Genomic DNA, 22,137 nt, shown 5'->3' with positions numbered 1-22,137 from the left:
GCCCGGTTACATTCCGAACCCGGAAGCTAAGCCTTACAGCGCCGATGGTACTGCAGGGGGGACCCTGTGGGAGAGTAGGACACCGCCGAACAATCATTCAGAAGAGGCCCACACCGAAATGGTGTGGGCCTTTTCTTTTTCCCTGCATTACCGTGGCCCCATGAGCAGCCCCGACGGTGTCACGAAGCACGACGAGAAGTACCTGGTCCGCGCCATACGCGCCGAGGAGTGGCCCGCCGTGCGGGCGCTGCGGCTCCAGGCGTTGCGGGACCCGGTGGCCCACCTGGCGTTCCTGGAGACGTACGAGGCCGCTGCGGCCAAGCCGGACTCCTTCTGGCAGGAGCGGGCGATCGGGGCCGCCGAAGGCGCCGCTGGAGCACGGCAGTTCATCGCGGAGGACCCGGACGGGGGGTGGGTCGGGTCCGTCACCGTGCTCGTGGAAGAGGCCGGCACGATCGACTGGGCCGGGACGCCGGTGGAGCGGCGGCAGGGGCATGTCGTGGGGGTGTACGTGCGGCCGGAACACCGGGGGTGCGGACTCACCGAGGTGCTGTTCGACGAGGCGCTGCGCTGGGCCTGGGAGATCGGCGCGGAACGGGTGCGGCTGATCGTCCACGAGGACAACGGCCGGGCCCAGCGCTTCTACCGCCGGGTCGGCTTCCTGCCGAGCGGGGTCACCGTGCCGCTGACGGCCGATCCCGAGGCGAACGAGCTGGAGTACGTCCTCGTACGCCCGTGACGCCCTCGTACGTATGCCCGTGACGTTCTCTTACGGCCGTGACGGTCAGGCGGGGAGTTCGTCGTGCGGCCAGCGGGCGCGGGCCTGTTCGCGGGAGCGGAGCAGGGCCAGCGTCGGCAGGCCCCGGTCGGCGCCGCCGGTCAGCAGCTCGGGGAGCTGGGGCAGCGGGGCGACGGCCGCCACGTCGTCGAGGACGAGCGTGAGTGGTGGGTCGAGCCGACCGGAGGATGACCGTTCGGCCATGCGCCGGCCGTGCTCGACCACGCTTGCGGCAAGTGCCGTCAGGAGGGGCATCGCGCCCGGGTTGGTGCGGGGATCCTCAATGGATTCCCCCACCACGTAAAGCGTTCCCCCTTCATTGACGAAGGAATCCAAGGCGACGGCATCATTTCGGTGCGGGGTGCAGGCTTCCCGGATGTTCACCGTGGAGAGGGAGGCGAGCGCGCGGCTGGTCAACTCCTGGGCGATGTCGCGTCGCTCGGGGTGCGCGGTGAGCGCGGCTTCCAGCTCGCCCGCCGAACCCGGGGCCGCCTTGGGGTTGGTCCGCAGGATCCGTACCGCGTCCTGGAGTTGGGTGCCCTGCGACCAGCGGTGGACGTGCCGGATGGTGCGGCCGTCGACGGCGGCGGCGTGCAGGTAGCTGCGCAGCAGCGTCCGCGCGGTGTCGTTCACCGCCTGGTCGATCCTGGCGGTGGGGCGGACCGGGGCGAGGAGGGCACCGGCCCGTGCCACCGCCGTCTCCTTGTCGGCGCAGCCGCTGACGGGGGACCAGTGCAGGCGGGCCGGTGTGTCGCACAGGTGCGCGGGGTCGTAGAGGAGTACCGGGCCCAGTTTCGCCCGGGTGTCCTTGGTGTCCTGCCACAGGGCGGGGTCTGAGGTGACGACGAGCGTGGGCCCGGCGGCGTCGACGATCGCCTGGGAGGCGGCCGGCCGTCGGCTCTCTTTGGGGGCCACGACGAGCGTGGGCCGCGGGGCGTCCGGCAGCGGCTGTGGTTCCTGGGAGCCTGCCGGGACCGTGACGGGCGCTGTGGGCGCCGCGGCGGCGGCGGGGGCGGCGGGGTGGAGCGGCGCGGCCGGTGGGGCCGGGATGTGCGGCTCCGGTGTCGTCTGCTGGGGCGGCTGGGCCGGTGGCGCGGCGGCCGGTTGTTGGTGGGGGTCGTGGGGCGCCCGCTGGGCCGGCACCTCGTGGGGGGCCTGGGCGGGGTTGTCCTGTGGGGCGCTGGCGGCGGGGCGGGGCGCGCGGGCGCGGGCCGCCGTGGCCTCTTCCCGCCTGCGTGCGCGTCCCGCCCGCCATCTCGCCGTGGTGCCCAGGACGAACACGGTCAGCACGAACAGCACCATCAGCTGGCCGATGAACAGCCCCCAGAACAGTCCGTAGCCGGAGAGGCTGCCCGGCGGGGTGTCGGACCAGGCGCCCGGGATGTCGTGCGGTCGGCCGATGAGATGGCGCATGGCCACGGGCGTATGGGTGAAGGTGACGCCCGACGGCCAGGAGCCGTGCGTGAACAGGCCGGCCAGGCCGGTAGCCGTCCACACCAGCACGGTCATGCCGAGGAGGAAGGCGAGCAGGCCGATCAGCAGGCCGTCCGGGATGCCGCCCTGCCCCCGGCCCTTTCCGCGGTCGTGGTCGTCGGGTCTCACCGTGCCCCGCCTCTCCTACGCCACCGTCGACTCGGAGGAGCCGCCCAGGTCGGGGACGTGCTGTTCCACGAAGGCGGCCGCCCGCTGCTCGGCCTCCAGTTCGGCGGCGCGCAGGGCGTCGTCGGCGGCGAAGTGGTCGTTGGAGGACTCGGTCATGGCCCGGTCGGTGAAGACCAGGGGCCGTTCCGTCTCGGTGATCAGGTGTTTGACGACCTGGACGTTGCCGTTGACGTCCCACACGGCGATGCCCGGGGTGAGCGTGGGGATGATCTCCACCGCCCACCGGGGCAGGCCGAGCACCCGGCCCGTCGCTCGCGCCTCGTCGGCCTTCTGGGCGTAGATGGTCCTGGTGGAGGCCATCTTCAGGATGGCCGCGGCCTCTTTCGCCGCCGCGCCGTCGACCACGTCGGACAGGTGGTGGACGACGGCGACGAACGACAGACCGAGCCGGCGTCCGAACTTCAGCAGCCGCTGGAACAGTTGGGCGACGAACGGGCTGTTGATGATGTGCCAGGCCTCTTCGACCAGGAAGATGCGCTTCTTGCGGTCGGGGCGGATCCAGGTGTGTTCCAGCCACACGCCGACGATCGCCATGAGGATGGGCATGGCGATGGAGTTGCGGTCGATGTGGGACAGGTCGAAGACGATCAGGGGGGCGTCGAGGTCGATGCCGACCGTGGTGGGGCCGTCGAACATGCCGCGCAGGTCGCCGTCGACGAGGCGGTCCAGGACCAGGGCGACGTCCAGGCCCCAGGCGCGGACGTCGTCTATGGCGACGTTCATCGCCTCCGCGGACTCCGGTTCGGGGTGGCGGAGCTGCTCGACGATGTCGGACAGGACCGGCTGGCGCTGGACGATCGTCTCGTTGACGTAGGCGTGCGCGACCTTGAGTGCGAAGCCGGAGCGCTCGTCCAGGCCGTGGCCCATCGCGACCTCGATGATGGTGCGCAGCAGCGCGAGCTGGCCGGTCGTGGTGATCGACGGGTCCAGGGGGTTGAGGCGGATGCCGTGGTTGAGGGCGGCCGTCGGGTCGAGGCGGATGGGAGTTATCCCCAGCTCCTCGGCGATGAGGTTCCACTCGCCGACGCCGTCCTCGCCCTGGGCGTCCAGGACGACGACCTGGCGGTCGCGGAAGCGGAGCTGGCGCAGGACGTACGTCTTCTCCAGGGCGGACTTGCCGTTGCCGGACTCGCCGAGGACCAGCCAGTGCGGGGCGGGGAGCTGCTGGCCGTACAGCTGGAACGGGTCGTAGATGTAGCCCTTCCCGGAGTACACCTCGCGGCCGATGATGACGCCCGAGTCGCCGAGGCCGGGCGCGGCCGTGGGCAGGTAGACCGCCTGGGCCTGGCCCGTGGAGGTGCGCACCGGAAGCCGGGTCGTCTCGACCTTCCCGAACAGGAAGGCCGTGAAGGCGTCCGTGAGTGCGGTCAGCGGGTCCCGCATCAGAGCATCAGCCCCTACCGTCGGATTCCGGTGGCGAACGGGAGCGTGTTCACGAAGGCGCGGTGGTGCTCGCGGTCGCACCACTCCAGTTTCAGGTACGACTTTCCGGCCGAGGCGCGGATGGTGCGCTTGTCGCGGGCCAGGGCCTCGGGGGTGCGGGAGGAGACGGTGATGTAGCCGACGAGGTTGACGCCGGCCGCGCCGCTGGCGAGGTCCTCGCCGCGCTGGTCGAGGCGGTGGTGGGCCTGGACGTCGCGCGGGTCGACGGTGCGGTTCATCTTGGCGGCGCGGCTGGCCTCGGCGACGTCGTTGGTCTTCTCGGTCAGCATGCGTTCGATGGCGACCTCGGTGGGTTCGAGGTCCATGGTGACGGCGACGGTGCGGATGACGTCCGGGGTGTGGACGAGCAGCGGCGCCAGGAAGTTGACGCCGACCGGGGTCATCGGCCACTCCTTGACCCACGCGGTGGCGTGGCACCAGGGCTCGCGGGTGGCGGACTCGCGGGTCTTGGCCTGGAGGAACGTCGGTTCCATGGCGTCCAGTTCGGCCGGCCAGGCGTTGCGCTGGGTCATCGCCTGGATGTGGTCGATCGGGTGGTCCGGGTCGTACATGGAGTGGATCAGCGAGGCGAGCCGGCCCTGGCCGAGCGGCTGGCGCACGCGGATGTCGGCCTCCTGGAGCCGGGAGCAGATGTCGGTCAGCTCGCGGGCCATGACGACGGCGAGCCCGGCGTCGCGGTCGAGCTTGCGGCCCGACCGGGGGCGGGCGGCGCGGGCCATCGCGTGGGCCTCGGCGCCCAGTTCGCGGGTGAAGTGCATGCAGGCGACGAGGTAGGCGCGGTGCTGCTCGCTGCTGGTGGAGACCATGGACTGGAGCTGGTCGTAGGACTGCCGCAGCCACTGCGGGGACCGTTCGTCCCCGCGCTGGGTGACGTCCTTGGCGTGGGCGTCGGGGTCGGCGGGCAGGGTGCGGGCGAGCATCTGCAGGCGGGTGACGAAGCCGTCGCCGTTGGCCACGTGCTTGAGCAGGGTGCCGAACCGGTCGACCAGGGCCTCCTGGTCCTCGGAGTCGCGCAGGCCGACGCCGGGGCCCTCGATCTCGATGGCGGCGGTGACGGTCTTGCGGTCGGCGTGCAGCAGGACGGCGATCTCGTCCGGGCCGAACGGCGCCGCGAGCCAGGTGATCCGGCCGATGCCGGGCGGCGGGCCGATCTCGATCTCGCGGCCGTCGGTGCGGGTGCCGGCCTCCATGACGCCGGAGCGGTAGGCGGCGCCGCGTTTGACGGTGCGCTTGAAGCTGCGGTTGATCTCGAACCACTTGTAGAAGGTCCGGTGCCGGTAGGGCACGTAGACGGCGGCCAGGGCCAGCAGCGGGAAGCCGGCCAGCAGGACGATGCGCAGGGACAGCACCGGGACGAGGAGCCCGCACATCATGCCGATGGCCGCGCCGACGACGATCAGCGCGATCTCGCCGGTCTCGCGGTTGCGGCCGACGATGGCGTTCGGCCGGGCCCGGCCGATCAGATATGTACGGCGGGGCGTGACCGCGGGGGACACGTGGGACTCGGTCGTCAACGCCCTTCACCTCCCGTGCGGTTGGTACTGCTGTTGCGGGTGCTGCTGGCGTGGGGGGTGTTCACCGGGCTGGGGGCCCGGGGAGCGGGGGTGGCGGAGGGGACGGATCCGCCGTTGTCCGCGGCGCGCGAGCTGTGCGCGGCGACGCCGCCGGAGGCCGGGTTGGCCGGGCGGGCGGCGGAGGCGCCGCCGCCCGCCGCTCCGTTGCTGTCGGCCCGGGTGCTGTGGGTCTTGATGCCCTGGGCGACCAGGGTCGCCGGGGAGCTGATGACGGCCGCGGCCTTGCCCTCGGCACCCTGCATGATGCGGTTGTTGCGGCCGGCGGCGATCTCGTCGCCGAAGCCGGGGACGAAGCGGTAGATCATCGCGCTGGCGAAGATCGCGAGCAGGATGATGGCGAGGCCGGAGACGACGGCGGCGAGCGTGTCCGGGCCGTCGTCCGAGGAGAGCGCGCTGGCGAGGCCGAGCACGATGACGATCACCGGCTTGACCAGGATCACGGAGATCATGATGCCCGCCCAGCGGCGGACGTGGCCCCACAGGTTCTTGTCGACGAGCCCGGAGTAGACGACGACGCCGAGCAGGGCGCCGACGTAGAGCAGGATCGCCCTGAGGAACAGCTCCAGGTAGAGCACGCCGGCGGCGAGGATCGAGACGAGCGACACCAGGATCAGCATGATCGGGCCGCCGCCGATGTCCGTGCCCTTGTCCAGCGCGCCGGCGAACGTGCCGAAGAACGTGCCGGTCTGGTCGCCCGTCGCCTTGGCGAGGACGTCGCTGACGCTGTCGGTCGCGGAGACGACCGTGTAGAGGATCAGCGGGGTGAAGGCGGAGGCGAGCACCGTCAGCCAGAGGAAGCCGACCGCTTCCGAGAGCGCCGTGGACAGCGGCACGCCGCGCACGGCCCGCTTGGCGACGGCCAGCAGCCACAGCAGGAGCGTGAGGATGGCGGAGGCCGCGAAGACGAGGGCGTACTGCTGGAGGAACTTCTGGTTGGTGAAGTCGACCGTGGCGGTCTCCTTCACGGCCTTGCTGAGCTGCTTGATGGTCCAGGAGGCGGCGTCGGCACAGCCTTTGGCCAGGGAGGAGAGGGGGTCCAGGGGGGAGGTGGGGTCGGTGGTGAGGCCGTTGGACTTCGACGTGCCGCTGCTGCCCTTTTCGCAGTAGTCCTTGGCGGGCCCGCGGATCAGATCGCACGGATCGCTGCTGCGCGGCGCCGACGGGGTGGTGCTGGGCGAAGGCGGTGCTGCAAGGGCGTTCGTGGCCAGCAGCACCAGGCCGGTCTGTACGGCGGTGACGGCAGCCGTCACCTTCAGGAAGCGGTGGTTAGCGCGCATACGTGAAGCCTCCGTACTCCTCGACGGCCTTCGTCATGTCGTCGGCGGTGGAGGCCCGCTGGTCGCGTCCGACCGGGACGGGGCCGTCCTTCTGCTGGAAGTCGGTGACCTTCCAGTCGTTGTCGACCCAGGTGAGCCGGTACGTCGTGGTGTACCAGCTCTCACTGACGGGGTTGGTCGACGCCTGGCCGGACAGGCCGAAGAGCGACGTGTACCAGACCTCGACGCTGGCACTGTCGCCGCTCAGTGAGGCGATCTTGGTGCCTACCGGCGCCACGCGGGAGACGAATGTCTGCCCGGCGGGTGCGGAGCCCTTCTTGTCGAGCCCGATACTGGCGAGGAACTTCTCGTTCGAGTAAGCGTTGTCCAGGTCCGTCTGGCGGCGGGCGGCGACATCCGGGGCGTACACCGTGTTCACGATCCGGTGGCGGCCCTCGGTGTTGAACATCTCCGCCGAGCCCAGGGCCACCGAGTAGTTCGCCGCCGCGCTCTGCGCCCCCTGTTGGTCGTGGGCGAAGCCGGAGGGGAGGCCTGCTGTTTTGGTCGTCACGGGGTGTTTGCCGGTCGGGGCGGTGGCCGCCGCCTTCGGTCCGGTGTCGCCGCCGGCGGAGTCCGCCGCGGAGGAGCCGCCGCCCCCGCGGTTGGCGAAGGCGATCGCGGCGATGAGGAGGACGACCACGGCGACCACCGTGACCAGGCTGCGTGAGGGCGAACGGGAGCCGCGCCGGGCGCCGCCGTAGGGGTCGCCGGCCCGGTCGGGGAGCCGGGTGCGGGTCTGCCCGCCGCCGTAGGGGTCGTCGGAGCGCGCCATGTCGCCGTGTCCGTGCTCGTCTCCGAGACTCATGCCCGGTACGCCCCCTCGACGTTGACCTCGACCTCGTGGCGGAACGCGTGGAAGTACGACGGTAGCCGTGCTGGTTCCCGCGCGGGCGCGGTGTGGTGACTCGACATCAGGGAAACGCAACCTCGGCCGGTGGGCACGGTGGACGGGTGGGGGCAGCGGGGGCACCGGTCGCGCCCCGAGGGGCCGGCCGGCGGCAGGGACGGGGCGCCGTGCGCGGCATGCGCGGGGGTGCGCCGGTCACATGGGTCGCACGGTCTACACCGCCATGCCGTACACGATGGTGAACAGCGTGCCGAGGGACCCGATGATGAAGACCCCGGTGAGGCCGGCGATGATCAGGCCCTTGCCCTGTTCCGCGCTGAAGGTGTCGCGCAGCGCGGTCGCGCCGATCCGCTGCTTCGCGGCGCCCCAGACGGCGATGCCGAGGCAGAGCAGGATGGCCACCGCCATCACGACCTCGATCATCACCTTCGCCTCGTTGCCCAGGCTGCCGAAGGGGCCCCAGTCCGGAGCGATCCCGCCGATGATGGTGTTGATGTCTCCCTTGTCGGCCGCAAAGAGCATGTAAGTCACCGCCCCTGGTGGGTAGTTCCGCGACCCCTGCGGGCACGCGGAGGTCAGGCCTCATTGTCCCCGACAATGCCGCCTGCGGATGTCGACTTGGCGTCATTGGCCGGCGGGTTTCGTTCGTATGGTTACTGTGTGTATCACAGCAGGTCACGCCGGGCAATGAGGTCGGACCGGAACCTGGGGTGCGGTTCCGTCGTTGTCACTTTTCCGCCCTGCCATGGTTTCTGACGGCCAGTCGGGTGAGTGGTCGTGTCGATGGTCTCACGAGCGGTGCGGGACGGTCGGTCGCGCCCGCTCGCGCGCGGGGCGCGTCGGGCGGTGGGACAAGGCGGGCGATGCGGGGCAGACTGTGCGGTGAACGGGGGTTTCACAGGAAAATCTCAGTGAAGTCGGGATCCGTTTCTCACCTTCTTGAGACACAGTGGTGCTCGATGAAGAGCACCCCAGGTACCCCGAGCCCCGCACGTCACGGACGCCCCCGTGCCCGCGCCCGGCACCAGGCGCTGTTCGTGGGTCTGATGCTGATCGCCGTGACCTCCGCCTCCGTAGCGGCCGCCGACGACGGCCCAGGACCGTTGGGGGTGACGGCCGTCACCACCGTGACCCCGCTGAGCGCGCGGGTCGGCGCGTTGTTCGGCGCCGACAAGGCGCACCAGCTCAGCGGCAACCACTTCTGCACCGCCTCCGTGGTGCACAGCCCCCACGGGAACCTCGTCCTCAGCGCCGCCCACTGCCTGGCCGACGGCGCGGACGTCGTCTTCGCGCCGGGGTACCGCGACGGCAAGGCGCCGTACGGGACGTGGAAGGTGAAGAAGCGCTTCCTGCCCGACGGCTGGTCCAAGGACGAGGACGAGGACAGCGACCTGGCCTTCGCCGTGATCGCCCCGCGCCGCGGCGCGGACGGCGGGACGGAGAACATCGAGGACGTCGTCGGCGCCAACCGCTTCGTCGCCGGGGTGGCGACCGGGGCGACCGCCGTGACCGTCACCGGCTATCCGGACTCCCGGGAAGAGCCCATCAGCTGTACCAACAAACCCAGTCCGCACAGCCGTACGCAGCAGCGCATCGACTGCCCTGAGTTCACCAGCGGCACCAGCGGCAGCCCCTGGATCAATGGTGACCGGCAGGTCGTCGGGGTGCTCGGCGGCCACGAGATGGGCGGGTCCACGCCGGACACGTCGTACAGCGTCGCCTTCCGGGCCGAGGCCGCCGAGCTGTACAAGGACGCCGCCGCCGACCCGTGAACGGCGAGCCGCGGCCCCTGGCCGCTGGGGCGGCCGAGGTGAGGCGGCCGGCCGGGGCGGCGGTGGCGGCCGGGGCGCCGGCGGGATGCGGCGGAGGTCTGTTTTCGGCCTGATTCCGGCGTGTGTGATCGCTCCGGGAAGGCCGGGTGCGACCCTAAACTGTCCGAGGTGGACTCCCGGGCGGCGAGGGGTGGTTGACGGTGCGTAGGGCATGGGTCGTGGGCATCGCCGCCGTCGGTTCCGGGCTCGCCTTCGTGCTGGTGCTCGTCGTCGGGGTGTACCTCGTCGCCGGGAACCTGGCGGGCGGTGTCGGCAGGGGCGCGGTGGGGCTCGCGAAGGGTGCCGTACCGGCCGCCTACAGCACGCTCGTGCAGAAGTGGGGCAACCTCTGCCCGGCGATCAACCCGGCGTTGCTGGCCGCCCAGTTGTACCAGGAGAGCGGCTTCGACCCGAACGCGCGGAGCGGGGCGGCGGCCGAGGGCATAGCGCAGTTCATCCCCGGCACCTGGGCCACGCACGGAGTCGACGGCAACGGCGACGGCAAGCGGGATGTGTGGGACCCCGATGACGCGATCCCGTCGGCCGCGTCCTACGACTGCGAACTCGCCAAGTACGTGCGCAGCGTGCCCGGTGATGCCACGCACAACATGCTGGCCGCCTACAACGCGGGGGCGGACGCGGTCATCCGGTACGGGGGCGTACCGCCGTACGCCGAGACCCAGAACTACGTGAAGACGATCACGACGCTGGCGGAGAGCTTCGCCGCGCCCGTCGCCCGGGTCGATCCGTCCGAGCAGGCGGCGGGGGCCATCTCCTACGCCCAGAGCAAGCTCGGCACGCCCTATCTGTGGGGCGGTGAGGGCTCCGCCGAGCAGGGCGGCCGGTTCGACTGCTCGGGGCTGACGCAGGCCGCGTACCGGAGTGTGGGGATCACCCTGCCGCGCGTCGCCAACGACCAGTACAACGCCGGGCCGCACCCCCAGCGCGACGAACTGCTCCCGGGCGACCTGGTCTTCTTCTCGCACGATCCGGCCGATTCGCGGGCCATCCACCACGTCGGCATCTACGTGGGCGGCGGCTACATGATCGACGCGCCGTACACCGGGGCCGTGATCCGGTTCGACCCGATCGACGGGTCGGACTACTTCGGTGCGACCCGGGTCACCGAAGATGGCGCGAAAGCGCTGCCCGCCAGGGCCTGAACTGAGCGTGAACCTGCCCCCTGAGCTGCGGTGATGAGTCTCTCTTCGGTAACGTCTGCGTGATCTTTCGGTGGAGTGTGGAACGTATGAAACGGGACCGTGCGTTCCTGTTGACGTAGACCGGCGGACGTCGGACGGAGCGCGCGTCGCGCACGCGTGCCGACAGCGAAGCGGACCTACGACCACGGGGGTGGCAGGCGCGGCGCACACAGGGTGCGCCCGGAACGACACGACGAAGGGGCCGCAGCACGATGGCTGGACTCGCCGAATCCGGGTCGAACCCCGACGTCGACCTGCTCTACGACATCAACGGCCTCGCCAAGGGCGCTCCGCACTGGTTCGACCGCCTCATGGAGTTCGTCGGCGAGTACGGGTTGCTGCTGGCCATGGTGCTGCTGGTGGTGTGGTGCTGGTGGTCCGTGCGGCGGCGGGGCGGGGAGGACGCCGCCTCGTCCGTGGCCGCGCTGGTGTGGGCACCGCTGGCGGCCGGGGCCGCGGTCCTGGTGAACGTGCCGATCCGGGGGTTCGTGGAGCGGCGCCGCCCCTTCCTGGACCATCAGGGGCTGGACGTCCTGGTACAGGGGAAGACCGACTTCTCGTTCGTGAGCGACCACGCGACGCTCACCATGGCGATGGCGGCGGCGCTGTTCGTGGCCGACCGGCGGTTCGGTCTGGCGGGCATCGGGCTGGCGCTGCTGGAGGGGTTCTGCCGGGTGTACATGGGCGTGCACTACCCGACCGACGTGGTCGGCGGGTTCGCGCTCGGCACGGCGGTCGCGCTGCTGCTGTCCCCGGTCGCGATGGCACTGCTCACGCCCGTGCTGCGGGCGGTCGAGGGGACGCGCTGGGGCGGCTGGCTCGTCCGTGGCCGGCGGGACGCCGGGGTGCGCCGGGTGCTGTCGGACGCGCGCGGCGAGGAGCGGGCCTCGGCCGAGGAACGGGACCTGGCGGCTTAGGGCTGTTGCCGGAAAGGTTCGCCGGGCCTCGCGAGCCGGTGGGCCTTTCCGGTCGCACGCAGTACCAGCGGACCCGGAGGCCTGGAGTCCGCGGCGGGGCCCCCGTGGGCCGGGGTTACAGGCCCTGCGCGTAGGAGAAGAACCGATCCGGGTCGTACCGCTGCTTCACCTTCGCCAGGCGGCTCGCCGCGTCGCCGTAGTAGGCCGTACGCCAGTCCGTCAGCGTGGCGTCGCTGTAGTTCTGGTACGCCGCTCCGGACGCGTACGGCCGCAGGGCGCCGTGGGCCGCGGTGAGCCAGGCCTGCGCGGCCGTCCCCGGGGTGCCGGGGCTCCATGAGGCGATGTACTGGGCGAGCATCCGCGAGCGGCGGTGCACGAAGGCGGTCGCCGTGGGGGAGACCCGGTTGACCGCGCCGCCCAGCGCGGTGAACGCGATGCTGCCGGCGCCGCCGCGCATCGCCCGCACCTGGGCGAGCAGCGCCTGGACGCCGGCCGGGGAGAGCGAGCGGTCGAAGAAGTCCGAGCGGGCCGCGTACGTCTCGCGGCCGAGCGCGCCCTGCGGCGAGCGGCCCGGCGTGGCGCCCGGCAGGTGGCACTGGGGTTCGGTCGGGAAGGACGAGCAGCCCGCGTACGCCTCCATGGCGCCCTGGTAGGAGTGGCGTTTGAGGGTGACGCTGGACGCGCGGGCGCCGGCCTGGGCGGCCAGCCGGTCGACGGCGTTCTGCAACTCGCCGTAGGTGCCCAGGGAGAACGCGGCCACGGAGACGCGCGGGGTGCCGCCCGGGGTGTTCTCCAGGTGCAGGGAGGACCAGATCTCGTCCGGCTGGTCCGGGCCCCACTCCTGCCAGGCCCGCACCACCGCCGCTGCCCGGGCCCAGGGCCAGGTCAGGTAGGCCGAGACCGCCTGGGGGGCGGGGTGGGTGCGGAAGCGGAGTTCGGTGACGACGCCGAAGTTGCCGTTGCCCGCGCCGCGCAGTGCCCAGAACAGGTCGGCGTTCTCGGTGGTGTTCGCGGTGAGCTGCCGGCCGTCGGCCGTGACGAGGGTGGCCTGGGTCAGGCTGTCGCAGGTCAGACCGTAGGCGCGGGAGACGACGCCGTGGCCGCCGCCGAGGACCAGACCGGAGACGCCCACGGTCGGGCAGGAACCCGCCGGTATGGTCACGCCCTTGGCGGCGAGCGCGCGGTAGACGTCGATGAGCTTGGCACCCGCGCCGACCACCGCGGAGGTGCCGCTCGCCCGGACCGCGGCGAGCTTCGATACGTCGAGGACGAGGCGGCCGTCGCCGGAGGACCAGCCCGCGTAGGAGTGGCCGCCGTTGCGGACGGCCACGCGCAGGTGGTGGGCGCGGGCGTAGGCGAGGGTCGTACGGATGTCGTCGGCGTGCGCCACGTAGGCGACGGCGGCGGGCCGCAGGCCGTCGAAGCGGGTGTTGTAGAGCCGGGCGGCGGTGGTCCAGTGGGCGTCGCCGGGGCGGAGCAGGGTGCCGTCGAGGGAGCGGGCGAGCGCGTTCCAGTCGGCGGGGGCCGCGGTGCGGTGCCCCGTGGCGGGGGAGGCGGTGCGGTGCCCCGTGCCGCCGGGGCGGGGACTTCGTGCCGCCGTCGCGGTGCCGTCGCCGCCGTTGCCGTCGCAGGCCGTGGCGAGGGCGGCGACCGTGACCGCGCCGCCTGCCATGAACGCACGCCGTTCCATACTCCGCGCCTCCTGTCGCCCCTCGTGGACCGAGACGACCAGAGGGCCCGCGGGGTTCCCGTGGGCCGGAAGCTGTCCTTCCGCCTTGGCGGGGGCGCTGCCCGCAGGCGGTGGTCCCGGCCGGCGTGCCGCCGGGCACCGGTCGCGGAACCGTGGGCGGAGTGCGGGATTCCGGGACCCGGGCGTGTTCTCCCCGTGAGCATTCCGTGACCTCACCGCACCGTCGGCAGGGGTTCACCCCTCGTTCACTTCCGGCCATCGGCGGCTTCACCTGTTCTGCCTAATTTCGGCCTTACCGGTGCTGAGGCGCGTCTTCGCGCAGCGGTGCCAGTCACTCTTCGCACGCCGCCGATCAGGACGGCGGCTCCTGGAAGGAACTCCCTCAAGTGAAGCTTCAGCGCAAGAACCGGCGGGCACTCGCTCTCGGCGTCCTCGCCGTCTCCGGCGCCCTGGCCCTCACGGCGTGCGGTTCGGACGACACCGGCGGGAAGAGCGACGCCGCCGGGGGTGGCAGCACCACGGCCTCCAACAGCTCCGTCAAGTGCGACGGCGCCAAGGGGCAGCTGCTGGCGGACGGCTCTTCCGCGCAGAAGAACGCGATCGACGCCTGGGTCAAGCAGTTCAGCCAGGCCTGTGGCACGCAGATCAACTACAAGGGCGGCGGCTCCGGCGCCGGTGTCACGGCGTTCAGCCAGGGCCAGGTCGCCTTCGCCGGTTCGGACTCCGCGCTGAAGCCCGAAGAGGTCGAGGCCTCGAAGAAGGTCTGCACCGACGGCCAGGGCATCGACCTGCCGATGGTGGGCGGCCCGATCGCGGTCGGCTACAACCTCTCCGGCGTCGACGACCTGGTGCTGGACGCCCCCACCCTGGCCAAGATCTTCGACGGCAAGGTCACGACCTGGGACGCACCGGAGATCAAGAAGCTGAACCCCAAGGCGAAGCTGCCCAGCCTCAAGATCCAGGCCTTCCACCGCTCGGACGAGTCCGGCACCACCGACAACTTCACCAAGTACCTCAAGGCCGCCGCGCCGAACGACTGGAAGTACTCCGGCGGCAAGGCCTGGCAGGCGCAGGGCGGCCAGGCCGCTCCGCAGTCCTCCGGTGTGGCCCAGCAGGTCAAGCAGACCAACGGCGCCATCGGCTACTTCGAGCTGTCGTACGCCAAGGACGTGCACACGGTCGCCATCGACACCGGCGCCTCCGCCCCGGTCAAGGCCACCGTCGAGAACGCCAGCAAGGCCATCGCGGACGCCAAGGTCGTCGGCACCGGCAAGGACCTGTCGCTGCAGCTGAACTACACCACCAAGGCCGAGGGCGCGTACCCGATGGTCCTGGTCACCTACGAGATCGTCTGCGACAAGGGCAACAAGTCCGACACCCTGCCGGCCACCAAGGCGTTCCTGCGCTACATCGCCAGCCAGGACGGCCAGAACGTGCTCACCCAGAAGGACTACGCGCCGATCCCCGACGCGATCATCAGCAAGGTCCGCACCACCATCGAGGGCCTGAGCTGACCTGCGTGCGGTCCGGTCCCACGCCCGGGGCCGGGCCGCACCGTCCGGTGCACCGCCGCCAGGGGCCCGCCACCGCGCAGGGCTCCGCAGACCGGAGAACCCGATGGACATATCCACACAGAAGACAGACGCAGACGCTCCTCCTCTCCCGCCCCGGCCCGCCCCGGCCGAGCCCCGGCGCGCCGGCCGCGGCGTGACCCGTCCCGGAGACCGGATCTTCCTCGGGCTCTCCCGCGGGTCGGGCATCCTGCTGCTGGTGATCATGGCCGCGATCGCGGCCTTCCTGACCTACCGTGCGTGCCTGGCCATCAGCAAGGACGACGGCAACTTCCTGACCACCTTCGAGTGGAACACCGGTGTGCAGCCGCCGGTCTTCGGCATCGCGGTGCTGGCCTTCGGCACGGTGGTCTCCTCGGTCATCGCCATGGTCGTCGCGGTCCCGGTCGCGGTCGCCATCGCGCTCTTCCTCACCCACTACGCCCCGCGCCGGCTCAGCGGCCCGATCTCGTACGTGATCGACCTGCTGGCCGCCGTGCCGTCCATCGTGTACGGCCTGTGGGGCGCCCTGGTCCTCGTGCCGCACCTCGACGGCCTCTTCAGCTGGCTGAACGACTACCTGGGCTGGACCGGCATCTTCTCGTGGGAGGGGGGCCCGCCCCGCTCGGTGCTGACCGTGAGCATCCTGCTCGCCGTCATGATCCTGCCGATCGTGACCAACGTCAGCCGTGAGGTCTTCCGCCAGGCCCCGCGGATGCACCAGGAGGCCGCGCTCGCCCTCGGTGCCACGCGCTGGGAGGTCATCCGCATGGCGGTGCTGCCCTTCGGCCGCTCCGGTGTGATCTCCGCCTCGATGCTCGGTCTGGGCCGTGCGCTCGGCGAGACGATCGCCGTCGCCACCGTGCTCTCGCCGACCTTCGACATCAAGGCCAGCCTGCTCGACCCGGGCGGCGGCACCTTCGCCCAGAACATCGCCAGCAAGTTCAGCGAGGCGACGGAGTTCGGCCGTGACGCGCTGATCGCCTCCGGTCTGGTCCTGTTCGTCATCACCCTGCTGGTCAACGGCGCGGCCCGGCTGATCATCGCCCGCCGCAAGGAGTACTCGGGGGCCAACGCATGAGCACCGCAGCCATCGCCGACCAGCGCACCAGCAGCCTGCGCGGCGCCGCCCTGCCCCGCTGGGCCCCGTGGGCCATCGCCGCCTGCGCCGTCGTCGCCGCCGTCGTCATCGGCCTCGTCGGCGGCCCGCACAGCCGGGTCCAGCAGGGGCTGATCGCCGCCGTCCTGTTCGTCCTGGGCACGTACGGCGTCACCGCCCGGATCGAGGGCCGCCGCCAGGCCAAGGACCGGGTGGTCACCAGCCTCGTCTGGGTCGCCTTCCTGATCGCCCTGGTGCCGCTGGTCTCCCTGGTCTGGACGACCGTGCAGCGCGGCGTGAAGGTCCTGGACTTCTACTTCCTGTCCCACTCGATGGGTGTCGTCGCCGACACCGAGGTGGGCGGCGGCATCTACCACGCCATCATCGGAAGCCTCGAACAGGTCGGCCTCGCCACCGTGATCGGTGCGCCGATCGGTGTGCTCACCGCGATCTACCTGGTGGAGTACGGCCGCGGCAACCTCGCCCGGGCCGTGACCTTCTTCGTCGACGTGATGACCGGCATCCCCTCGATCGTCGCGGGCCTGTTCATCCTCAGCCTGATGCTGATCTTCAAGCTGCAGCCGTTCGGTTTCGCCGGCTCGCTGGCCCTGGCCATCCTGATGATGCCGGTCGTGGTCCGCTCCACCGAGGAGATGCTGAAGCTCGTACCGAACGAGCTGCGCGAGGCGTCGCTCGCCCTCGGCGTGCCGAAGTGGCGCACGATCCTGAAGGTCGTCCTGCCGACCGCGCTCGGCGGCATCACCACCGGCGTCGTGCTGGCCATCGCCCGTATCGCCGGTGAGACGGCGCCCGTGCTGCTGCTGGTGTTCGGCAACCCCTTCATCAACACCAACCCGTTCGACGGGGCGCAGTCCTCGCTGCCGCTGTACATCTACCAGCAGTACACGAACAGCGTGGGCAGCGGAGCGGCGTACGACCGGGCGTGGGCGGCCTCGCTCACCCTGATCGCCGCGGTGATGATCCTCAACCTGGTGGCCCGCGGCATCGCCCGCTGGAAGGCCCCTCGTTAAACCAATCTGCGGCTACCGCCGTGTGGCCGGTCGCTGAGCGACCCCTCGGCGACTGAGACGGAAGTGAAGAAGTAGTCATGGCCAAGCGAATCGACGTGAGCGGGCTCACCGCCTACTACGGCTCCCACAAGGCGATCGAGGACATCTCGATGACGGTCGAGCCGCGTTCGGTGACGGCCTTCATCGGGCCCTCCGGCTGCGGCAAGTCGACGTTCCTGCGCACCCTGAACCGGATGCACGAGGTCACCCCCGGCGGCCGGGTCGAGGGCAAGGTGATGCTGGACGCCGAGGACCTGTACGGGGCCGGGATCGACCCGGTCTCGGTCCGCCGCGAGGTGGGCATGGTCTTCCAGCGGCCGAACCCGTTCCCCACCATGTCGATCTTCGACAACGTGGCGGCGGGGCTCCGGCTGAACGGCGACTACAAGAAGAGCGAGCTGAACGACGTCGTCGAGAAGTCGCTCCAGGGCGCCAACCTCTGGAACGAGGTCAAGGACCGCCTGAACAAGCCGGGCGCCGGGCTCTCCGGCGGACAGCAGCAGCGGCTGTGCATCGCCCGCGCGATCGCGGTCGAGCCGAAGGTGCTGCTGATGGACGAGCCCTGCTCCGCGCTGGACCCGATCTCGACCCTCGCCATCGAGGACCTGATCGGCGAGCTGAAGGAACGCTTCACGATCGTCATCGTGACGCACAACATGCAGCAGGCGGCGCGGGTCTCGGACCGTACGGCGTTCTTCAACCTGGCGGGCGTGGGCCAGCCGGGCCGGCTGATCGAGATCGACGACACCGAGCGGATCTTCTCCAACCCGTCGGTGCAGGCCACGGAGGACTACATCTCCGGCCGCTTCGGCTGATCCGAAGACCCCTCGCGGTGCTGCATGGCGGTGCCACCGCGAGGACGCGGAAGGGCCCGCCCCCGGCTCCCGGGGGCGGGCCCTGTGCGTGTGCCGGCGTACGCCGTGGTTCCTACAGGAAGGCGAGGTCGATCAGCCAGAAGGCGACGGCCGAGACGATCGCCGCCGCGGGCATGGTGATGAACCAGCCCAGGACGATGTTCTTGGCGACGCCCCAGCGCACGGCGTTGACCCGCTTCGTCGCGCCCACGCCCATGATCGCCGAGGTGATCACATGGGTGGTGGAGATGGGTGCCTTGAAGAGGAAAGCCGTGCCGAACATGATCGACGCGCCGGTCGCCTCGGCCGCGAAGCCCTGCGGCGGGTCCAGTTCGATGATCTTGCGGCCCAGGGTGCGCATGATGCGCCAGCCGCCCGCGTAGGTGCCCAGCGACAGCATCAGCGCGGAGACCAGCTTCACCCACACCGGGATCGGGTCGCCGTAGGTCTCGACGCCGCCGATGACCAGCGCCATCACCACGACGCCCATGGTCTTCTGCGCGTCCTGGAGGCCGTGCCCGAGGGCCATGCCGGCCGCCGAGACGGTCTGCGCTATGCGGAAGCCGCGCTTGGCCTTGTGCGGGTTGGTCCGGCGGAAGATCCACATGATCGCCGTCATGACCAGGTAGCCGACGATCAGGCCGACCACCGGGGACAGGAACATCGGGGTGACGACCTTGTCCAGCACGCCGGACCAGTGCACCGTCGTGCCACCCGCGAGCGCCGCGCCGACCAGGCCGCCGAACAGGGCGTGCGAGGAGGACGAGGGCAGGCCGAAGTACCAGGTGACCAGGTTCCAGACGATGGCGCCCAGCAGCGCCGAGAAGAGGATCCCCATCCCCTTGCTGCCGGTCGGGGTGTCGATCAGCCCCTCACTGACCGTCTTGGCGATGCCGCTGCCGAGGAAGGCGCCGGCGAGGTTCATCACCGCGGCCATCGCCAGCGCGGCGCGCGGGGTGAGCGCGCGCGTGGAGACGGAGGTGGCGATGGCGTTGGCGGAGTCGTGGAAGCCGTTGGTGTAAGCGAAACCGAGCGCGACCAGGATGGTCACAACCAGAGCGAAGGTGTCCATGGACGCCTCAGGACTCCTTGACCGCGATGGTCTCCACCGTGTTCGCCACGTGCTCGAAGGCGTCCGCCGCCTCTTCCAGTACGTCCACGATCTGCTTGAGCTTCAGCACCTCGATCGCGTCGTACTTGCCGTTGAACAGGTGGGCGAGCAGCTTGCGGTGGATCTGGTCCGCCTGGTTCTCCAGGCGGTTCACCTCGATCCAGTACTCGGTGAGGTTGTCCATGGTCCGCAGGTGCGGCATGGCCTCGGCGGTCAGCTCCGCGGCGCGGGCCAGGACCTCGATCTGCTGCTCGACGCCCTTGGGCAGTTCCTCGACGTTGTAGAGGACGACCAGGTCGACGGCCTCCTCCATGAAGTCCATGATGTCGTCGAGGGACGACGCGAGGGAGTAGATGTCCTCGCGGTCGAAGGGCGTGATGAACGAGGAGTTCAGCTGGTGGAAGATCGCGTGCGTGGCGTCGTCACCGGCGTGTTCCGCGGCCCGCATACGCTCTGCGATCTCGGCCCGGGCGGATGCGTCCGCCCCGAGCAGTTCCATCAGGAGTTTCGAGCCCGTGACGATGTTGTCCGCGGACGCGGCGAACATGTCGTAGAAGCTCGTCTCCCTGGGGGTCAGACGAAAGCGCACAAGGGGTCCTCGGGGTGCATCGGTTTCGGTCAGGGTGATGCTAAGCGCATCATCCGGCCACGGCTAAGGGGCCGTCCCCCAGTGTCGCCCATCAGGCACAGTGGTCGGCACGGGGGCGGTGCAAGGGGCCGGTACCCCGGAAAATTCGGTACGATATACCCGCCAGGGGTATGCCTTCCGGGTTTCTGTTTGTTTTCCGTTCCGAGCGGGAGGACGCGATGACGACCACCGAGGCCGGCGCGACGGCGCCCTCCGGGAGCACCGGGCCGGAGAACACCGCCCCGCCGGAGAGCGTGGGTGACGAGCACGCCACGTACGGCTACCACAAGCAGAAGGGCGAGCACCTCAAGCGGCTGCGGCGGATCGAGGGGCAGATCCGCGGGCTGCAGCGCATGGTCGACGAGGACACCTACTGCATCGACATACTGACGCAGGTGTCCGCCTCCACCAAGGCCCTGCAGTCCTTCGCGCTGCAACTGCTGGAGGAGCACCTGCGGCACTGTGTCGCCGACGCGGCCGTCAAGGGCGGCACGGAGATCGACGCGAAGGTCGAGGAGGCCACCAAGGCCATCGGACGGCTGCTGCGCACCTGAGGCGGCGCGGGTCTGGGCGATACGTGACGGGGATCACCGGCGACGGGGTCTCCGTCCGGCGCGGGACGGCGGCCGTGGAGGTCAGCGGCCGGTGGGGGAGTCAGTGTCCGGCGCGGGTCACCGGCGGCCGACGGAGGGTCTCCGTCCGGCGCGGGTCACCGGCCTGCGGGGGCGTGGCGCTCCTCGGCCACTCGCAGCACCTCGTCGATGTACTCCAGGCTGAGCCGCTCCCGGGCCGCCGAGGCTGCGATGATCAGCTCGCCGCACAGTTCGATCTCGGCCAGGGCCACGTGGTCCTGAACCGCCCTACCGCCGACCGGAGCCACGTGCATCACCTCTTCCCCGCGTCACCGGATTCGGCGACAACAGACCTAGAGTAGGGAGCCGTCCACGGCACGCGCATGGCACGGAAGGGCTAGTTCGCCGGTCATTTCCGGCCCCGGAACCCGGTGCGGCGCGCGCTCACCCCTCGGCCACCCGGCCGGTGTAGATGTCCCCCGCGCGGGGCAGCGTCACGGTCACCGGGGTCCCGAAGGCGTACAGCAGCGTGGTGGAGAACACCTCCACCGTGCCCTTGCGGCGGGCGTTGACGAAGGCGAAGCTCTGCCGGAGCTTGCGGACGCGGTCCGCGTCGTCGAGGTAGACGTCGAACGGGACGTCGGGTGTGGCGAACCCTTTCGCCGCCGCCCGCAGCGCGCCCTCGCCCGCCGCCGAGGCCGCGTCGGCCGCCACGGCGAGGTCGGCGGTGCCCCGGTAGTGCCGCACCGCCACACCCGCGACCTCGGTCCGGCCCACGTACGTCGCCGTCCGCGTCCCGCGCAGCACCTCCGCCGCGGCGAACGGGTCGGTGGCGCCGCCGGTGACGAGGTTGCCGTCGGAGAGCGTGGCCGTCGCCACCCGCACCCACTTGTCGGCGGGCACGCCCGCGCCCCGGTTCTTCATGAACAGGGCGCCCGGGGCGAGGAGTTCGACGATCGGCGGGTGCTCGCTGGTCCCGGCCGGGTCCTGCGGCAGGATCACCGTCAGCTGCCCGCGCTGGGCGCGGAAGTCGTAGGCGCCCTCGCCGCGGATCGTCACGCGGGTCCCGCCGGCCGCCATCTCCATCGACGTACGCGTCTGGGAGGTGCCCGCCTGCAGCAGCGCGTCGGGGGCCTGGCGCAGGGTGCGCACCGGGTCGTCGGCGGCGCGGGCGTCCTCGGCGGCCACGCCCCTGCCGGAGCATCCCGTGGCGCCCGCGCCGAGCAGGAGCCCCGCCGCGAGCACCGCCGCCCCGCTCGCCTGCCGCCACCGCTGCGTCATCGCCTGCCTACCCCCAGCTGCCGCGTCCGTACCGGGCCCCTGTCGTCCGGTTAACGACGGGTAGGGAGCCTCGTCACGCGCCGGGCCGCCCGGTGGCGAGCCGTCACCGGCCGTTCATCCCGGGTGGGTAGCGTGGCCTGCGTGGCGCAGGACGAACCCCGGCAGGGGGAACACCGCACGACGACCGCCGAACAGGGCCGCTTCTGTCTGGCCCGCTGCACCTGCGGCTGGCGCGGTCCCGCCCGCCGGGCGCGCAGCATGGCCCGCACGGACGCGGAGGCTCACGCGCGGGACGCCTGAGGGGGACGCCCCTGAGGGGGCCCGGTGTCCTGCTCCCCCGGTGCGCGCAGCAGTTCGCCGACCAGGTCACGGTCGCGGGTCCGGGTGAGGTGGTCGCGGGCGGCGGCGGGGGGAGCCGGCGCGGCCGGGCCACCTCCTCGCCGGGCACGAAGCGGCCCGGTCCGGCCTCGGCGGCCCGGTAGCGCGCCTGTGTGAGCCGGTCGCCGGCGAGGTGGGCCGCGGTGCCCAGTTCCCAGCCGGGCACGGCGGTGTGCCCGGTCTCCTGCGCGGCCTCGCGCAGGGCGCCGGCGAGCGGGTCCTCACCGCGCTTCGGCTTGCCCTTGGACCAGGACCGGTCGTCGTGCTTCGGCCGGTGCACCAGGCCGAGTTCGAGGCCGCCGCCGGCCGGCGAGCGGCGCCACAGGACGCAGCCCGCCGCCAGGACGACGGTGT

General features: G+C 71.3%; 21 protein-coding genes, 1 rRNA gene and 1 pseudogene. 11 read left to right on the top strand and 12 right to left on the bottom strand.

Translation table 11 applies throughout. The features are described from left to right. Positions 1-91, top strand: a 5S ribosomal RNA gene (gene rrf / locus AB0G56_RS12375); the annotation flags it as partial. 69 nt (positions 92-160) lie between these two features. Further along, complete coding sequence (locus AB0G56_RS12370; protein ID WP_360967623.1) at positions 161-739, top strand: GNAT family N-acetyltransferase; 579 nt, start codon at positions 161-163, stop codon at positions 737-739. Positions 740-784: 45 nt separating this feature from the next. Here the strand turns inward: AB0G56_RS12370 and AB0G56_RS12365 are convergent, their stop codons facing one another. The 6 genes from AB0G56_RS12365 to AB0G56_RS12340 all read right to left on the bottom strand — a co-directional run bounded on the left by AB0G56_RS12365 (position 785) and on the right by AB0G56_RS12340 (position 8,142). Then, a complete protein-coding gene (locus tag AB0G56_RS12365) occupies positions 785-2,380 on the bottom strand; it encodes a type VI secretion protein (RefSeq protein ID WP_360967621.1) in 1,596 nt (531 codons plus the stop codon). A gap of 15 nt (positions 2,381-2,395) precedes the next feature. After that, positions 2,396-3,823, bottom strand: a complete 1,428-nt coding sequence (locus AB0G56_RS12360; RefSeq protein WP_360967618.1) for an ATP-binding protein — start codon at positions 3,821-3,823, stop codon at positions 2,396-2,398. A gap of 14 nt (positions 3,824-3,837) precedes the next feature. Next, on the bottom strand, positions 3,838-5,397 hold the full coding sequence (locus AB0G56_RS12355) for an SCO6880 family protein (protein ID WP_360967615.1): 1,560 nt from the start codon (positions 5,395-5,397) through the stop codon (positions 3,838-3,840). Continuing rightward, positions 5,394-6,734, bottom strand: a complete 1,341-nt coding sequence (locus AB0G56_RS12350; RefSeq protein WP_360967612.1) for a hypothetical protein — start codon at positions 6,732-6,734, stop codon at positions 5,394-5,396. The genes AB0G56_RS12355 and AB0G56_RS12350 overlap by 4 nt, the downstream gene beginning before the upstream one ends. Further along, positions 6,724-7,578, bottom strand: a complete 855-nt coding sequence (locus AB0G56_RS12345) for a hypothetical protein (protein ID WP_360967609.1) — start codon at positions 7,576-7,578, stop codon at positions 6,724-6,726. Before AB0G56_RS12345 ends, AB0G56_RS12350 begins: the two co-directional genes overlap by 11 nt. A gap of 255 nt (positions 7,579-7,833) precedes the next feature. After that, a complete protein-coding gene (locus AB0G56_RS12340) occupies positions 7,834-8,142 on the bottom strand; it encodes a hypothetical protein (protein WP_014673544.1) in 309 nt (102 codons plus the stop codon). A 437-nt stretch (positions 8,143-8,579) separates the two neighbouring features. Here AB0G56_RS12340 and AB0G56_RS12335 point away from each other — a divergent pair, with 437 nt between their 5' ends. The 3 genes from AB0G56_RS12335 to AB0G56_RS12325 all read left to right on the top strand — a co-directional run bounded on the left by AB0G56_RS12335 (position 8,580) and on the right by AB0G56_RS12325 (position 11,550). After that, the gene (locus AB0G56_RS12335) at positions 8,580-9,392 is read left to right on the top strand and encodes a trypsin-like peptidase domain-containing protein (RefSeq protein WP_360967606.1); all 813 of its coding nucleotides are present in this window, start codon (positions 8,580-8,582) and stop codon (positions 9,390-9,392) included. A 194-nt stretch (positions 9,393-9,586) separates the two neighbouring features. Then, complete coding sequence (locus AB0G56_RS12330; RefSeq protein ID WP_360967603.1) at positions 9,587-10,594, top strand: bifunctional lytic transglycosylase/C40 family peptidase; 1,008 nt, start codon at positions 9,587-9,589, stop codon at positions 10,592-10,594. Positions 10,595-10,845: 251 nt separating this feature from the next. After that, entirely contained in the window at positions 10,846-11,550 is a 705-nt protein-coding gene (locus AB0G56_RS12325; protein ID WP_360967600.1) for a phosphatase PAP2 family protein, read from the top strand. 115 nt (positions 11,551-11,665) lie between these two features. Here AB0G56_RS12325 and AB0G56_RS12320 read toward each other — a convergent pair whose 3' ends face one another. Then, positions 11,666-13,240, bottom strand: coding sequence for an FAD-binding oxidoreductase (locus AB0G56_RS12320; RefSeq protein ID WP_360967597.1), 1,575 nt, complete (start codon positions 13,238-13,240; stop codon positions 11,666-11,668). A 386-nt stretch (positions 13,241-13,626) separates the two neighbouring features. Here AB0G56_RS12320 and pstS point away from each other — a divergent pair, with 386 nt between their 5' ends. The 4 genes from pstS (at position 13,627) to pstB (ending at position 17,774) form a co-directional block, all read left to right on the top strand. Then, on the top strand, positions 13,627-14,754 hold the full coding sequence (gene pstS, locus AB0G56_RS12315; protein WP_360967594.1) for a phosphate ABC transporter substrate-binding protein PstS: 1,128 nt from the start codon (positions 13,627-13,629) through the stop codon (positions 14,752-14,754). 103 nt (positions 14,755-14,857) lie between these two features. Next, a complete protein-coding gene (pstC, locus tag AB0G56_RS12310) occupies positions 14,858-15,871 on the top strand; it encodes a phosphate ABC transporter permease subunit PstC (protein WP_360967591.1) in 1,014 nt (337 codons plus the stop codon). Next, positions 15,868-16,920, top strand: coding sequence for a phosphate ABC transporter permease PstA (gene pstA, locus AB0G56_RS12305; RefSeq protein ID WP_360967588.1), 1,053 nt, complete (start codon positions 15,868-15,870; stop codon positions 16,918-16,920). Before pstC ends, pstA begins: the two co-directional genes overlap by 4 nt. Before the next feature lie 77 nt (positions 16,921-16,997). Continuing rightward, entirely contained in the window at positions 16,998-17,774 is a 777-nt protein-coding gene (gene pstB / locus AB0G56_RS12300) for a phosphate ABC transporter ATP-binding protein PstB (protein WP_360967585.1), read from the top strand. A 112-nt stretch (positions 17,775-17,886) separates the two neighbouring features. Here the strand turns inward: pstB and AB0G56_RS12295 are convergent, their stop codons facing one another. Next, positions 17,887-18,885 carry an inorganic phosphate transporter gene (locus tag AB0G56_RS12295; protein ID WP_360967582.1) on the bottom strand — a complete coding sequence of 333 codons (999 nt, stop codon included), beginning with the start codon at positions 18,883-18,885 and terminating at the stop codon, positions 17,887-17,889. A gap of 7 nt (positions 18,886-18,892) precedes the next feature. Next, entirely contained in the window at positions 18,893-19,513 is a 621-nt protein-coding gene (locus AB0G56_RS12290; protein WP_026252685.1) for a DUF47 family protein, read from the bottom strand. Positions 19,514-19,731: 218 nt separating this feature from the next. On the opposite strand from AB0G56_RS12290, the gene AB0G56_RS12285 reads away from it, so the two are divergent. Continuing rightward, on the top strand, positions 19,732-20,106 hold the full coding sequence (locus AB0G56_RS12285; protein WP_360967579.1) for a metal-sensitive transcriptional regulator: 375 nt from the start codon (positions 19,732-19,734) through the stop codon (positions 20,104-20,106). A gap of 155 nt (positions 20,107-20,261) precedes the next feature. Here the strand turns inward: AB0G56_RS12285 and AB0G56_RS12280 are convergent, their stop codons facing one another. Further along, positions 20,262-20,438, bottom strand: a complete 177-nt coding sequence (locus AB0G56_RS12280) for a hypothetical protein (RefSeq protein ID WP_360967576.1) — start codon at positions 20,436-20,438, stop codon at positions 20,262-20,264. Between the two features lie 130 nt (positions 20,439-20,568). Further along, positions 20,569-21,405 (bottom strand): hypothetical protein, encoded by an 837-nt coding sequence (locus AB0G56_RS12275; RefSeq protein ID WP_360967573.1) that lies wholly within the window; start codon positions 21,403-21,405, stop codon positions 20,569-20,571. 141 nt (positions 21,406-21,546) lie between these two features. Here AB0G56_RS12275 and AB0G56_RS12270 point away from each other — a divergent pair, with 141 nt between their 5' ends. Further along, positions 21,547-21,705, top strand: a complete 159-nt coding sequence (locus tag AB0G56_RS12270) for a hypothetical protein (protein WP_360967682.1) — start codon at positions 21,547-21,549, stop codon at positions 21,703-21,705. Between the two features lie 286 nt (positions 21,706-21,991). Here AB0G56_RS12270 and AB0G56_RS12265 read toward each other — a convergent pair. Further along, positions 21,992-22,063: pseudogene (locus AB0G56_RS12265) on the bottom strand (DNA mismatch repair protein MutT); the annotation flags it as partial. Positions 22,064-22,137: the final 74 nt, after the last annotated feature.

Source organism: Streptomyces sp. NPDC021356 (assembly GCF_040641015.1).
GTDB lineage: Bacteria > Actinomycetota > Actinomycetes > Streptomycetales > Streptomycetaceae > Streptomyces.
This window is presented reverse-complemented; position numbering and strand designations above follow the sequence as displayed.

What these genes read in the sequence shown, in the direction of transcription:
- pstA (WP_360967588.1), top strand. Translation starts at nt 15,868, where the DNA reads ATGAGCACCGCAGCCATCGCCGACCAGCGCACCAGCAGCCTGCGCGGC.
- AB0G56_RS12295 (WP_360967582.1), bottom strand. Translation starts at nt 18,885, where the DNA reads ATGGACACCTTCGCTCTGGTTGTGACCATCCTGGTCGCGCTCGGTTTC.
- AB0G56_RS12340 (WP_014673544.1), bottom strand. Translation starts at nt 8,142, where the DNA reads ATGCTCTTTGCGGCCGACAAGGGAGACATCAACACCATCATCGGCGGG.
- AB0G56_RS12370 (WP_360967623.1), top strand. Translation starts at nt 161, where the DNA reads ATGAGCAGCCCCGACGGTGTCACGAAGCACGACGAGAAGTACCTGGTC.
- AB0G56_RS12335 (WP_360967606.1), top strand. Translation starts at nt 8,580, where the DNA reads ATGAAGAGCACCCCAGGTACCCCGAGCCCCGCACGTCACGGACGCCCC.
- AB0G56_RS12320 (WP_360967597.1), bottom strand. Translation starts at nt 13,240, where the DNA reads ATGGAACGGCGTGCGTTCATGGCAGGCGGCGCGGTCACGGTCGCCGCC.
- AB0G56_RS12350 (WP_360967612.1), bottom strand. Translation starts at nt 6,734, where the DNA reads ATGCGCGCTAACCACCGCTTCCTGAAGGTGACGGCTGCCGTCACCGCC.
- AB0G56_RS12285 (WP_360967579.1), top strand. Translation starts at nt 19,732, where the DNA reads ATGACGACCACCGAGGCCGGCGCGACGGCGCCCTCCGGGAGCACCGGG.
- pstC (WP_360967591.1), top strand. Translation starts at nt 14,858, where the DNA reads ATGGACATATCCACACAGAAGACAGACGCAGACGCTCCTCCTCTCCCG.
- AB0G56_RS12325 (WP_360967600.1), top strand. Translation starts at nt 10,846, where the DNA reads ATGGCTGGACTCGCCGAATCCGGGTCGAACCCCGACGTCGACCTGCTC.
- AB0G56_RS12280 (WP_360967576.1), bottom strand. Translation starts at nt 20,438, where the DNA reads ATGCACGTGGCTCCGGTCGGCGGTAGGGCGGTTCAGGACCACGTGGCC.
- AB0G56_RS12345 (WP_360967609.1), bottom strand. Translation starts at nt 7,578, where the DNA reads ATGAGTCTCGGAGACGAGCACGGACACGGCGACATGGCGCGCTCCGAC.
- AB0G56_RS12275 (WP_360967573.1), bottom strand. Translation starts at nt 21,405, where the DNA reads ATGACGCAGCGGTGGCGGCAGGCGAGCGGGGCGGCGGTGCTCGCGGCG.
- AB0G56_RS12360 (WP_360967618.1), bottom strand. Translation starts at nt 3,823, where the DNA reads ATGCGGGACCCGCTGACCGCACTCACGGACGCCTTCACGGCCTTCCTG.
- pstB (WP_360967585.1), top strand. Translation starts at nt 16,998, where the DNA reads ATGGCCAAGCGAATCGACGTGAGCGGGCTCACCGCCTACTACGGCTCC.